The organism is Nocardioides aquiterrae, from assembly GCF_039526625.1.
Lineage (GTDB): Bacteria > Actinomycetota > Actinomycetes > Propionibacteriales > Nocardioidaceae > Nocardioides > Nocardioides aquiterrae.
Genome location: NZ_BAAAJE010000015.1, coordinates 282,285 through 295,341 on the forward strand (window position 1 = coordinate 282,285; position 13,057 = coordinate 295,341).

General features: G+C 73.7%; 7 protein-coding genes. 3 read left to right on the plus strand and 4 right to left on the minus strand.

The genetic code is table 11. The features are described from left to right. Window positions 1-62: 62 nt before the first annotated feature. The gene (locus ABD086_RS15625) at window positions 63-1,961 is read right to left on the minus strand and encodes a bifunctional metallophosphatase/5'-nucleotidase (protein WP_343908497.1); all 1,899 of its coding nucleotides are present in this window, start codon (window positions 1,959-1,961) and stop codon (window positions 63-65) included. A gap of 180 nt (window positions 1,962-2,141) precedes the next feature. Between ABD086_RS15625 and ABD086_RS15630 the strand changes: the two genes are divergently transcribed. Next, window positions 2,142-4,940, plus strand: a complete 2,799-nt coding sequence (locus ABD086_RS15630; protein ID WP_343908498.1) for an ExeM/NucH family extracellular endonuclease — start codon at window positions 2,142-2,144, stop codon at window positions 4,938-4,940. Here the strand turns inward: ABD086_RS15630 and ABD086_RS15635 are convergent. Next, on the minus strand, window positions 4,918-6,705 hold the full coding sequence (locus ABD086_RS15635; protein WP_343908499.1) for a glycoside hydrolase family 15 protein: 1,788 nt from the start codon (window positions 6,703-6,705) through the stop codon (window positions 4,918-4,920). The two genes, ABD086_RS15630 and ABD086_RS15635, sit on opposite strands and share 23 nt — an antisense overlap. A gap of 23 nt (window positions 6,706-6,728) precedes the next feature. Here ABD086_RS15635 and ABD086_RS15640 point away from each other — a divergent pair, with 23 nt between their 5' ends. Beyond that, complete coding sequence (locus ABD086_RS15640) at window positions 6,729-7,217, plus strand: CinA family protein (RefSeq protein WP_343908501.1); 489 nt, start codon at window positions 6,729-6,731, stop codon at window positions 7,215-7,217. Between the two features lie 44 nt (window positions 7,218-7,261). Then, window positions 7,262-7,564, plus strand: coding sequence for a helix-turn-helix domain-containing protein (locus tag ABD086_RS15645; RefSeq protein ID WP_343908502.1), 303 nt, complete (start codon window positions 7,262-7,264; stop codon window positions 7,562-7,564). 26 nt (window positions 7,565-7,590) lie between these two features. Here ABD086_RS15645 and ABD086_RS15650 read toward each other — a convergent pair whose 3' ends face one another. Both ABD086_RS15650 and ABD086_RS15655 read right to left on the minus strand, forming a co-directional pair. After that, window positions 7,591-8,397 carry a DNA-formamidopyrimidine glycosylase family protein gene (locus ABD086_RS15650; RefSeq protein ID WP_343908503.1) on the minus strand — a complete coding sequence of 269 codons (807 nt, stop codon included), beginning with the start codon at window positions 8,395-8,397 and terminating at the stop codon, window positions 7,591-7,593. Further along, window positions 8,390-12,985, minus strand: a complete 4,596-nt coding sequence (locus ABD086_RS15655) for an ATP-dependent helicase (protein ID WP_343908504.1) — start codon at window positions 12,983-12,985, stop codon at window positions 8,390-8,392. The genes ABD086_RS15650 and ABD086_RS15655 overlap by 8 nt, the downstream gene beginning before the upstream one ends. Window positions 12,986-13,057 lie beyond the last annotated feature (72 nt).

Below are 13,057 nucleotides of genomic sequence, written 5' to 3' on the forward strand. Positions count from 1 at the left end.
ACCGACCCGCCCGGCGCGGTGCCGAGCGGGCCGATGCGGGTCGATGCGGATCGATCCGGGGATCAGTCCTGCTTGGTGATCCGGTCGGTCACCGGCGTGGCGACCGGGTCGTGGGCCTCCAGGTACATCCGCAGCGAGTCGACGTCGAGACCGCCGAAGTACGTGTTGGTCGCGTCCTTGAAGCCGGCGAAGCCGTCGCCGCCGCCGGCGAGGAAGTTGTTGGCGACGACGCGGTAGGTCGTCCCGTCCTCGATCGGCACCATCGGGGTGGCCGGGTCGGCGTCGGCGTCGACCAGGACCGTGCCCGGCACCAGGGCGTCGGCGTCGGGCAGGGCGGCGTCCGAGGCGTCCCAGGTGTAGGTGAGACCGGAGACCTGGAGGATCTTGCGGCCCGACTCGTTGGCACCGTTCCACTGCTGGTTCAGGATCGCCTTGATCTGGGCGCCGGTCAGGTCCATCGAGACCATGAAGTTGTTGAACGGCTGGACGGCGAACGCGCCGCCGTACGTGACGTCGCCGGCCTCGTTCTCGACCAGGTCGACCCGGATGCCGCCCGGGTTCATCAGCGCGATCACCGGCGTGTCGGCGGTGGAGCCGCTGGCGCCGGCCTCGATCGTGGTGGGGTCGGCCACCTGGCCGTCGGCGATCAGGTCACCGAGCGGCGACTCGCCGTCGGCCTCCTGAGCCTTGGTGATCGTGGACCCGTCGGCAATGTGCCCGATCACCTTGTCGGCGATCGCGGAGACCAGCGCCTTGTAGGTGTCGATGATCGACTGGACCTTCGCCAGCGGCGAGACCGACTCGCCGTTCATCGCGATCAGGTTCTCCGCGAAGGCGGCCGGCCGCACGATGTCGTGGGTCTTCGGGTCGATCAGCAGGTGCAGCTTGGTGACCATCCGGCCGAACGAGTATGCGCTCGTGAACAGGCGGGGCTGGCCGCTCGGGTCCTGGACCACGCAGTTGTAGGGCTGGTGCGTGTGCCCGGAGACGACGACGTCGATCGCCGGGCTGAGGTCCTGCGCGATCGCCAGGCCGTCGCCGCTGACGCCCGAGCAGGAGTTGTACGCCGTGGCGTCGGTCGGGAGCGCCCCCTCGTGCAGCAGGACGACGATCGACTTCACGCCCTTCTTCTTCAGCTGCGGGACCAGCGCGTTGGCGGTCTCCACCTCGTCGGAGAAGGTCAGGCCTTGAACACCGGCCGCGGTGACGATGTCGGGCGTGCCCTCCAGCGTCATGCCGATGAAGCCGACCTTCTCGCCCTTGACCTTCATGATCTTCGTGGCCGGGAAGAGGGTCTTGCTCTTGTGGGCGCTCGGGTCGGTCCACCCGACGTTCGCGGCGAGGTACCGGAACTTCGCGCCCGCGAAGTCCTGGTCGCCCGGGCAGGAGTTCTGCCCGTTGGCGCCGTCCGTGCCGTCGTCGAGGCAGCCGCCGTGCTGGAGACGGCGCAGCTCCCGCCAGCCCTCGTCGAACTCGTGGTTGCCGACCGATGCGACCTGGAGCCCGAGCGCGTTCATCACCTTGATCGTCGGCTCGTCGTGGAACGCTGCCGACAGCAGCGGCGAGGCGCCGACGATGTCGCCGGCGGAGACCGTGATCGGGACGGCCCCGGCGGCCCGGGACTTCGCCCGCTCGTCGGCCAGCAGGCGGCCGAGGTAGGCCGCGCCGCCCGCGTTGGTGTTGTTCACCCGGCCGCTGGAGCTGCTCGGCGGCTCGAGGTTGCCGTGGAAGTCGTTGAACGCCAGCAGGTCGAGCTTGACGAGGTCCTTCTTGCCGCTCTTGCCGGCGAGCTTCGCGTAGGACGTCTTGGCCGAGAGGCCGGACGCGCCGGCCGTGCGGGACTGGTCGGTGTTCCGCTCGGGCGCGGCGGACGCGGTGGTGGCCGCGGCGCCGGCGAGCACCAGCGAGGTGAGTGCAGCCGCCACCGGGATGGCCCGAGCGGTACGACGGTTCGGTTGCATGAGTCGTCTCCCTAGAGATGTGTGCCGAGGGCCGTAACCTAACCCGCCGCGGGCGCCCGCGGCGCCAGCGCGCGCGGCCGACCCCTGCTGTTCACGACGCGACGGTGGTCAGGGGCCCGGCGACCCCCTACCGTCGAGCCGGCACAACTGAATTCTCGGAACACTCTCGGAAGGTCAACCATGTCCACGACATCTCGGGCGTCGCGGGGGCTGGCGGTCGCCGCCGGCCTGGCCGCGGCGGTCACCGGACTCGCCCTGCTCCCCACCACCCCGGCGAGCGCGGCGAGCACCGGACTCGTCATCAGCGAGGCCTACGGTGGCGGCGGCAACTCCGGCGCCACGTACACGCACGACTTCATCGAGCTCTACAACCCCACCTCCGCGGCGATCAGCGTCGACGGCATGTCCGTCCAGTACCGCAGCAGCGGCAGCGCCGCGGCCGCGACCGGCGTGACCACGCTGAGCGGCTCGGTCCCCGCCGGCGGGCACTACCTGGTCCAGGAGGCTCAGGGGTCCGGGGGCAGCACCCCGCTCCCGACGCCGAACGCCACCGGCACCATCGCGATGAGCGGGACCGCGTTCACCGTCTGGCTCGCGAGCGGCACCACCGCCCTGAACCCGGCCGCGGACGGCTCGACCACCAGGCCGGGGATCGTCGACCTGGTCGGCGTCAACAGCAACACCTTCGAGACGGCGAAGACCGCGGGCACCGGCAACGCCACCTCGGTGTCGCGCACCGCGGCGGACAGCGATGACAACGCGACCGACTTCACCGTCGGTGCCCCGAACCCGGAGAACGGCGACACCGTGCCGCCGGCCGGCGAGCCGACCGAGGCCACCATCGCGGAGATCCAGGGCACCGGGGACACCTCGCCCCTGGCCGGCCGGGACGTGGTGACCGAGGGTGTCGTGACCGCGGCGTACCCCACCGGTGGCTTCAACGGCTTCTACCTGCAGTCCGGCGGGTCCGGCGGGTCCGGCGGCGACGGCGCCGACGCCACGCCCGGTGCCTCGGACGCCGTCTACGTGTTCGGCTCCGCCGCGACCGCGCAGGTCGCCGTGGGTGACTCCGTCCGGGTCGAGGGCACGGTCACCGAGTTCAACGGCCTCACCGAGATCGGCAGCCCGACCGTGACCGCGCTGGCGAGCCCGCTGCCCGCGGTGGCGCCGCACACCGGCAGCGTGCCCGCCGCGGCCGACCGCGAGGCGCACGAGGGCGAGCTGTGGACGCCCACCGACGACGTCACGGTCACCAACACCTACTCGACCAACCAGTACGCCGAGATCGGGCTGGCCGCGGGCGACCACCCGCTCATCCAGCCGACCGACGTCGCCGACGCCCAGGACCACGCGGCGATCGCGGCGGTCGAGGCCGACAACGCCGACCGCGGCGTCGTCCTCGACGACGGGTCGAGCATCAACTTCCTGCCGTCCGGCGGCGGCGGCAACCAGGACATCCCGCTGCCGTGGCTGTCGAAGGCCAACCCGATCCGGGTCGGCGCGGCCGTCCACTTCACCGGGCCCGTCGTCCTGGACTGGCGCAACAGCACCTGGAAGCTCCAGCCGACCCACCAGGTGACCGACAGCGGCGCCGACGTGGCGACGTTCGAGAACACCCGCACCGAGAACGCCGCGCCCGGCGACCTGGGCGGCGACCTCCGGCTCGCGACGTTCAACGTGCTCAACTACTTCAACACCACCGGCGTCGCGTACGACGCGGCGCACCCGGGCGCCTGCACCTACTACGACGACCGCGACGGCAACCACGTCACCGACCGGGACTGCGGGGCGACCGGTCCGCGCGGCGCGGCCGAGGACGACGACCTCCAGCGTCAGCGCGCCAAGATCGTCGCGGCGATCAACGAGCTCGGCGCGAGCATCGTCTCGCTGGAGGAGATCGAGAACTCGGTCGCCCTCGGCGAGCCGGACCGGGACGACGCCCTGGCCTCGCTGGTCGACGCGCTCAACGCGGCCGCGGGGGCCGGCACCTGGGCCTTCGTGCCGTCGCCGGCCCCGGAGGACCTGCCGCCGGTGGCCGAGCAGGACGTGATCCGCACGGCGTTCATCTACCGGCCGGCGACCGTCACGCCCGTGGGCGGGTCCGAAGTGCTGACCGGCGCACCGGCGTTCTCGAACGCGCGCGAGCCGCTGGCCCAGGCGTTCAAGGCCGCGGGCGCTCCCGACCGCGACGCGTTCGCGGTCGTGGTGAACCACTTCAAGTCCAAGGGCTCGGGGACCCCGAACCCGGACGGCCAGGGCAATGCCAACGCCGACCGCGTCGCCCAGGCCGAGGCGCTGTGGCCGTTCGCCGAGCGGTTCGCGGCCGACCGCGGCACCGACGAGGTGTTCCTCACCGGTGACTTCAACTCCTACACGCAGGAGGACCCGCTGCAGGTCCTCTACGCGCACGGGTACACGAACCTCGCGTCGACGACGAGCCCCGGCGAGGCGACGTACTCGTTCGGCGGCCTGTCCGGATCGCTGGACCACGTGCTCGCGAACGACGCCGCCGCGGCGATGGTGACCGGCGTCGACGTGTGGCAGATCAACGCCGAGGAGTCGGTGGCGTTCGAGTACAGCCGCCACAACTACAACGCGACCGACTTCTACGAGCCGAACCAGTTCCGCGCCTCCGACCACGACCCGGAGGTCGTGGGGCTGGACCTGCCGGAGACCGGGCCGGTGCCGTCGACGGTGGACGCCGAGGACGTCACGGTGGTGTTCAGCAAGGAGGCGCCGCGGATCCCGGTGACCGTGACCGCCGGCGGGCTCACGCCGATCGGCACCGTCACGCTCCTCGACGGGGCCCGGGAGCTGACCAGCGGCCAGCTGTCCGGGGGCAGCGCGGTGCTCGAGCTCCCGAAGAAGTCGCTCAAGCGCGGGACCTACACGTTCACCGTGTCGTACGCCGGTGACTCGGGCGTCGCACCCGGTGCGGACCAGGTGACGGTGCGGGTCACGAACCCCGCTGGGCACTAGCGTCCGCCAGGTCGAACGCCGCCCGGACCAGCGCCAGGTGGCTGAAGGCCTGGGGGAAGTTGCCCAGCATCAGGCCGTGGGCGGCGTCGTACTCCTCGGAGAGGAGTCCGACGTCGTTCACGAGCCCGCAGAGGCGGTCGAACAGCTCCTCGGCGTCGCCGACCCGGCCGGCGCCGGTGTACGCCGAGACCAGCCAGAACGAGCAGGCGAGGAACGGGTGCTCGTCGCCGGCCAGCCCGTCGACACCGGTCTCGGTGCGGTAGCGGAGCACCAGTCCGTCGCGCAGGAGGTCCTCCTCGACGGCGGCGATGGTGCCGAGCATCCGGGGGTCGTCGCCGGCGATGAAGCCGATCGAGGGGAGCACGAGGAGGGACGCGTCGACCGCGGTCGTCTCGTAGTGCTGCACGAACGTGCCGCGCTCCGCGTCGTACCCCTTCTCGAGCACCTCGGCGCGCACGGTGTCGCGGATCCGTCGCCAGTGGTCGACCGGGCCGGGCAGGTCGAAGTCCTCGACCGCGCGCACCGCCCGGTCGAACGCCGCCCAGACCATCGCCTGCGAGTGGGTGAACCGGCGCTGCGGGCCGCGGATCTCCCACAGCCCGTGGTCCTTCGCGCGCCAGCCCTTGGCGAGCTCCTCGACCAGCGCCCGCTGGAGCGCCCAGGCGTCGGCGTCGGCGTGGCCGGTGACCTGGCGGGCCCGCTCGAGGGCGATCATCACCTCGCCGACGACGTCGAGCTGGCGCTGCAGCGCGGCGCCGTTCCCGATGCGCACCGGCCGCGAGCCGGCGTACCCGGGGAGGTGGTCGAGGGTCAGCTCGGTGAGCCGGCGGTGCCCGTCGGCGGCGTACACGATCTGGAGGTGCTGGGGGTCGCCGGCCGCGGTGCGCAGCAGCCAGCGGCGCCACAGCTGCGCCTCGTCGGTGTAGCCGGCGGTCAGCAGCGCGTCGAGGGTGAGCGCGGCGTCGCGCAGCCAGCAGTAGCGGTAGTCCCAGTTGCGCTCGCCCCCGGGATCCTCAGGGAGCGACGTGGTCGGTGCGGCGACGATGCCGCCCGTCTGCTCGTCGGTCAGCAGGCGCAGCGTCGCCAGCGAGCGGCGGACCAGCTCGGGGTGGGGCAGGTCGGAGCGGCACCGGCCCGACCACCGGCGGTCCGCCCGGAGCGTCTCGGCGATGCCGTCGGCGGGGAGTCCGATGCCCGAGAGCGGGGCGTGCGAGGGCAGCCAGGTCGCCGAGAACGTCAGCACCTCGCCGGCGGCGACCTCGAACTCGTCGACGTGGCGGTGGTCGTCGGCCCGCGGCAGCCGCGGACCGCGCAGCACCAGCTGGTCCGGCCCCGCGATCGCGGTGATCACCTGCTCGCCGGCCACCGTGCGCCGGCGCACCCACGGGACGATCGCGCCGTAGTCGAAGCGCACCCGCCACACGTGCCGCATCCGGACCGTGCCGCGGACGCCCGCCACCTGCCGTACGACGTCGGAGCGGCCGTCGCCGCGCGGCATCAGGTCGGTGAGCGTGACGACGCCGTCGGCGGTCGTGAACGTGGTCTCCAGGACGGTCGCGTCCTCGAGGTATCGACGGTCGACGGTGTACTCGCCTGCGGGGCAGAGCTGCCAGTGGCCGTGCTCCTCGGTGCCGAGCAGGGCGGCGAAGCAGGCCCCGGAGTCGAACCGGGGCAGGCACAGCCAGTCGATCGAGCCGTTCCGCCCGACCAGGCCGCCCGTCCGGCGGTCGCCGATCAGGGCGTAGTCCGCGATCGGGAGCGCCATGGGGTGAGGCTAACGTTGCGGTCGTGACCGATCTCCTCAAGCGGGTGCACCTGCTGCTGCGCGCGGCGGGCCAGACCGTCGCGACCGCCGAGTCGCTGACCGGCGGGCGGCTCGCGGTCGCCCTGACCGACATCCCGGGGGCCTCGGAGACCTACCTCGGCGGTGTGGTGACCTACGCGACCGAGCTCAAGGCCTCGGTGCTCGACGTCGACCAGCAGATCATCGAGGAGCACGGGGTGGTCTCGCCGGAGTGCGCGAAGGCGATGGCCTCCGGCGTGCGGGCCCTGACGGGTGCGACGTTCGGGATCGCCACGACCGGCGTGGCGGGGCCGGCCGACCAGGAGGGCAAGCCGCCGGGCACCGTCTTCGTCGGCATCTCCGGACCGGGGCTCCTCGAGGCGGTCGCGCTCGAGCTGCCGGGCAAGCGTGAGCAGGTCCAGGAGCGCACCGTCCGGGAGGCGCTCGACGCGTTCGAGGCCATCCTGCGACGGGAAGAAACACCCCTCGGGTAGCGTTGGACTCCACGTACTCGGAAGGACTCGGTAGGGAGACGCGCATGGTGCTGTTCCGTCGTTTTCTCGGCGACGTGCTCCGCGACGTGCGGATGCAGCGCGGTCTGACGCTGCGCGAGCTCTCGGCCGAGGCCCGGGTGAGCCTGGGCTACATCTCCGAGATCGAGCGCGGCCAGAAGGAAGCCAGCTCCGAGCTGCTCGCCTCGCTCTGCGCGGCCCTCGACGTCGCGCTGTCCGACGTGCTCCGCGACGTGTCCGACCTGGTCGCCCTCGAGGAGGCCGCGGCGGGCCTGACCCGTATCCCGGTCGCCGCCTCGGCGGGCGCCGTGGTCACCTCCGCCGCCTGATCACCGCCTGATCGCCGGCTGATCGCTCACCGGGGCGGCTGGCAGCGCGGGCACCAGTACGCCACGCGCTCGACGCCGGGCTGCCCGAGCTCGCCGCGCTCGATCGGCGTGCCGCAGCGCAGGCACCGCTCGGTGCCGCGGCCGTAGACCCACAGGCTGCGGCCGCGCCGCTTGTCGCCGGTGGTGACGATCTGGGCGTGGTGCCGGTTCTGCTCGAGCATCGACCGGACCAGCCGCACCATCCGCAGCGGGTTCGTGACCACGCCGACCGGCGAGCGCGGGTCGTAGCCGGTGAGGAAGCACAGCTCGCTGCGGTAGATCGTGCCGATGCCGGCGAGGTTGCGCTGGTCGAGCAGCGCCTCGCCGAGCGGGCGGTCGGGGTTGGCGGTGAGCCGGCGGACCGCCTCCTCCTCGTCCCAGTCCGGGCCGAGCAGGTCCGGACCGAGGTGCCCGACGACGTCCTCCTCGCGGTCGCGGGGGAGCAGCTCGACGATGCCGAGCTGGAACCCCACGGCGCTCAGGTCACCGGCCTCGAGCACCACGCGGGCGAGGTGGCCGGACTTCCCCCAGCGCTCGCCGGCGCGGTAGACCCACCAGCTGCCCTCCATCTTCAGGTGGGTGTGCAGCGTCCACTCCTCCGCCCCGTGCGCGGACGGGGTGCGGATGCGCGTCAGCAGGTGCTTGCCGCGCGAGACGGTCTCGAGGACGGTCCCGCCGGCGAGGTCGGCCGTCGCGTGCTGGGGCACCCGGAAGTCCGTGCGCGTCAGCGTGCGCCCGTCCAGCGCGGTGGCCAGGCGGTGCGCGGTGCGCCAGACGGCGTCGCCCTCAGGCACTCGTCGCCCTCAGCCGCAGCCCCTTCGGGGTCGCCACGAACCCGGCCGCCTGGAGCGCCTCGCGCAGCGGTGTCGAGCCCGAGCCGAGCAGCTGCTCGCCGTCGGCCTTCTCGACGGTCATCCGGCCGAGGGAGCCGCGGTGGGCGGCGTCGGCGAGCGACGCGGCCGCCGGCCCCAACCGGTCGGGGTCGTCGGACCAGGTGAGCAGGGTGCGGCCGCCGCGCTCGACGTACAGGGTGAGCACGCCGTCGACGAGCACGACGATGGCGCCGGCCTTGCGGCCCGGCCGGTGGCCGCTGGTCTCCGGCCAGGGGAGCGCGGCGCCGTACGGGTTGGCCGGGTCCGTGGCCGCCAGGGCGACCGCCGTCGGCTTCGCGTCGTCCGGCACCTCCGCGAACGTGCGCAGCCGGTCGACGGCACCCGCGGTGCCGAACTGCGCGGCCCCGAGGCCGGCGACGAAGTAGCCGCGGCGGCAGCGCCCGGAGTCCTCGAACGCCGATAGCACCTTGTAGACCGCCGCGAAGCCGCCCGGCACCCGCTCGCTCATCACCGCGCCGCGGGTCACGACGCCGTGCCGGTCCAGCAGCCGCTCGGCGACCGCGTGCGCGCGCCGGGTCGGGTCGGTGTCGATCCGGGGGAGCAGCGCCCAGCGGCCGGCGGTCTCCGGCGGCCCGGTGCGGACCGGACCGGCTCCGGGGCGCCGGCCGAGCCGCGGCGGTGGGCGGCGGCTGCGGTGGCTGGGCGTGCCGCTGCGGGTGAGCGCGCGGAGCGGCGCCAGGGTGTCGTTGCTGACCCGGCCCGCCCACACGAGGTCCCACAGGGCCGCCGACAGCGCGGCGTCGGACGTGGCGCCCACCTGGTCGGCGAGCTGGCGGAAGAACCAGGCGCCACCCGGGGCGAGTGCGTCGAGCACCGCCTGGTGCAGCTCCGAGTGGTCGAAGGGCGCCGGCTCGGGAAGCGTCAGCTCGGCCTGGTCGGCGAGGTGCAGCGACACCCAGCCGTCGGAGCCCGGCAGCGCCGCGTGGCCGGCCCAGATGACCTCGCCCGAGGCGGTCAGCTCGTCGAGGTACGACGTCTCGTAGTCGCGCACCCGGCTCGCGAGCACCAGCGGCTCGAGTGCCGAGGCGGGCACCGCGCAGCCGGCGAGCTGGTCGACCACGGTGAGGACGCCGTCGACGCCCCGGTGCCGGCCGCCCCGTTGTACTGAGCCTGCCGAAGTGACGTGCTGCCACGCGGACAGGAACCGCCCGAGCGTCTCCGGCTCGACCGGCTCGATCTCGTGGCGCAGTCGGGCCAGGGAGCGGCGGCGCAGCCGGCGCAGCACCTCGGCGTCGCACCACTCCGTGCCGGTGCCGGACGGGCGGAACTCGCCGTCGAGCACCCGGCCGTGGGCGGCCAGCCGCTGCAGGGTGAGCCGTACGACGGCGGCGCCGAGTCCGAGCCGCTCGGCGACCTGCTCGACGGTGAACGGCCCGTGGGTGCGGGCGTACCGCGCGACCAGGTCGGCGAGCGGGTCGTCGACGGGGTCGGTGAACGCGTCCGGAGTGCCGGGCGGCACCGGGACGCCCAGCCCGTCGCGCAGCCGGCCGACGTCCTCGACCGCCGCCCAGCGCTCCTCGCCGGCCATCCGGACCTCGACGGCGCGGCGGCTGTCGGCGAGCGCGCGGAGCCACTCGGTGGCGTCCTGGGTGCTGCGCTCGGTGACCTCCGCGGTCGAGAGCGGGCCGAGCAGCCGGAGCAGGTCGGCGACCCCCTCGGCGTCGCGCGCCCGGCGGTCGGGCGTGGTGCGCTGCAGCTCGGCCTCCACCTCGGCGAGCACGTCGGGGTCGAGCAGCTCGCGCAGCTCGGCGCGGCCGAGCAGCTCGGCGAGCAGGCCCTGGTCGAGCGAGAGCGCCGCGGCCCGGCGCTCGGCGATCGGCGAGTCGCCCTCGTACATGAACTGGGCGACGTAGCCGAACAGCAGGCTGCGCGCGAACGGCGAGGGCTGCGTGGTCGAGACGTCGACGACCTGCACCTCGCGGCGGTCGACGCCACGCATCAGCGCGACCAGGCTCGGCAGGTCGTAGACGTCCTGGAGGCACTCGCGGACCGCCTCGAGGACGATCGGGAACGACGGGTACCTCGACGCGACCTCGAGCAGCGCGGCCGAGCGCTGGCGCTGCTGCCACAGCGGCGAGCGGCGGCCCGGGTCGCGGCGGGGGAGCAGCAGCGCGCGGGCCGCACACTCGCGGAACCGGCTCGCGAACAGCGCCGAGCCGCCGACCTCGTCGGTCACGATCGACTCGATCTCGTCGGGCTCGAACACGATCACGTCGCCGCCCGGCGGCTCGGCGTCGGTGTCGGGGATGCGGACCACGATGCCGTCGTCGGACGCGACCGCCTGGCCGTCGACGCCGTACCGCTCGCGGAGGCGGGCGTTGATCGCCAGCGCCCACGGCGCGTGCACCGGGACGCCGTACGGCGAGTGGACCACCAGCCGCCAGTCGCCGAGCTCGTCGCGGAACCGCTCGACGACCAGGGTCTGGTCGCTGGGCAGCAGGTTCGTCGCCTCCAGCTGCTCGTGGAGGTAGGTCACGAGGTTGGTGGCGGCGTACTCGTCCAGGCCGTCGGCGCGGGCCCGCTTCTCGGCGCTGTTGCGGGGGAGCGCGCCGAGCTCGCGGGTGAACGCGCCGATCGCGGCGCCGAGCTCGGCGGGGCGGCCGAGGGTGTCGCCCTTCCAGAACGGCAGCCGGCCGGGGATGCCGGGCGCGGGCGTGACCAGGACCCGGTCGTGGGTGATGTCCTCGATCCGCCAGCTGGTCGCGCCGAGCGCGAAGACGTCGCCGACCCGCGACTCGTAGACCATCTCCTCGTCGAGCTCGCCGACCCGGCGGCCGGGCCCCTCGCCTCCGACGAGGAAGACGCCGAACAGCCCGCGGTCGGGGATGGTGCCGCCGCTGGTGACCGCGAGCCGCTGCGCGCCGGGGCGGCCGGTGAGGGTGCCGGTGACGCGGTCCCACACGATGCGCGGGCGGAGCTCGGCGAACTCGTCGGAGGGGTAGCGGCCGCTGAGCAGGTCGAGGGTGGCGTCGTACGCGCTGCGGGGCAGGTTCGTGAACGGCGCGCTGCGCTTGACCAGCTCGTACAGGTCGTCGGCGGCCCAGGCGTCGAGGGCGGTCGTGGCGACGACCTGCTGGGCGAGGACGTCGAGCGGGTTGGCCGGGACGCGCAGCGACTCGATCGCGCCGGTGCGCATCCGGCCCACGGCGACGGCCGTCTGGGCGAGGTCGCCGCGGTGCTTGGGGAACAGCACGCCGCGGGACACCTCGCCGACCTGGTGGCCCGCGCGGCCGACGCGCTGCAGGGCGCTGGCGACGCTCGGCGGGCTCTCGATCTGGACGACCAGGTCGACCGCGCCCATGTCGATGCCGAGCTCGAGGCTGCTGGTGGCGACCACGCAGGGCAGCCGCCCGCGCTTGAGGTCGTCCTCGATCAGCGCCCGCTGCTCCTTCGACACCGACCCGTGGTGCGCCTTGGCGATCACCTGCTCGGCGCCGTGGGTCTGCCCGGACTGCGCCATCAGCTGGGCCGGGCTCTGACCGGGCAGCAGCTGCTCGCCGGTCGCGCGCTCGAAGGCGATCTCGTTGAACCGCGCCGTGAGCCGCTCGGCCAGCCGGCGGGAGTTCGCGAACACGATCGTCGAGCGGTGCCGCTCGATCAGGTCGACCACGCGCTCCTCGACGTGCGGCCAGATGCTCTGCGAGCGCTGCGGGTCGCCGTCCTCGTCGTCGTACTCCTCGGGGGCGGTCATGTCCTCGACGGGGACCACGACCTTGAGGTCCCACTCCTTCTCGGACGGCGGCGCGACGATCTCGACCGGGGCGCTGCCGCCGAGGAACCGGGCCACCTCCTCGAGCGGGCGGACCGTCGCGGAGAGGCCGATGCGCTGGGCGGGCCGGTCGAGCAGCGCGTCGAGGCGCTCGAGGCTCACCGCGAGGTGGGCGCCGCGCTTGGTGCCGGCGACCGCGTGGACCTCGTCGAGGATCACCGTCTCCACGCCGCGCAGGGACTCGCGGGCCTGGCTGGTCAGCATCAGGAAGAGCGACTCGGGGGTGGTGATGAGGATGTCCGGCGGCGCGGTGGTGAGCTTGCGGCGGTCGGCCGCGGGGGTGTCGCCCGAGCGGACGCCGACGGTCACGTCGGGAACGCTGGTGCCGAGGCGCTCGGCGGTGTGGCGGATGCCGGTCAGCGGTGCGCGCAGGTTGCGCTCGACGTCGACACCGAGCGCCTTGAGCGGGGAGATGTAGAGCACCCGGCACCGCCGCGCCCGGTCCTCCGGCGGCGCGGCGGAGAGCAGTCGGTCGATGCTCCAGAGGAACGCGCTCAGCGTCTTGCCGGAGCCGGTCGGCGCCACCACCAGCGCGTGCCGGCCGGCGCCGATCGCCTCCCACGCACCCGCCTGGGCGGGGGTCGGCTCGGCGAAGGCAGCACCGAACCAGGTGCGGGTGGGTTCGCTGAACCGGTCGAGCGGGCTGGGCACCGTTCCAGTCTTGCGCACGGCACCGACAGCGGCCGTCGGGGCGCCGGGGTGCGGGGCCCAGGACGTCATACGGACGGTGCAAGGGGACACACTGTGAAGTCCGGGGACTTCGGTAACAGTCGAAGTCCGGGGACATCGGTA

Excerpts from the sequence above, each read along its gene's own strand:
- ABD086_RS15625 (WP_343908497.1), bottom strand. The coding sequence starts at position 1,961 with ATGCAACCGAACCGTCGTACCGCTCGGGCCATCCCGGTGGCGGCTGCA.
- ABD086_RS15635 (WP_343908499.1), bottom strand. The coding sequence starts at position 6,705 with ATGGCGCTCCCGATCGCGGACTACGCCCTGATCGGCGACCGCCGGACG.
- ABD086_RS15645 (WP_343908502.1), top strand. The coding sequence starts at position 7,262 with ATGGTGCTGTTCCGTCGTTTTCTCGGCGACGTGCTCCGCGACGTGCGG.
- ABD086_RS15655 (WP_343908504.1), bottom strand. The coding sequence starts at position 12,985 with ATGACGTCCTGGGCCCCGCACCCCGGCGCCCCGACGGCCGCTGTCGGT.
- ABD086_RS15630 (WP_343908498.1), top strand. The coding sequence starts at position 2,142 with ATGTCCACGACATCTCGGGCGTCGCGGGGGCTGGCGGTCGCCGCCGGC.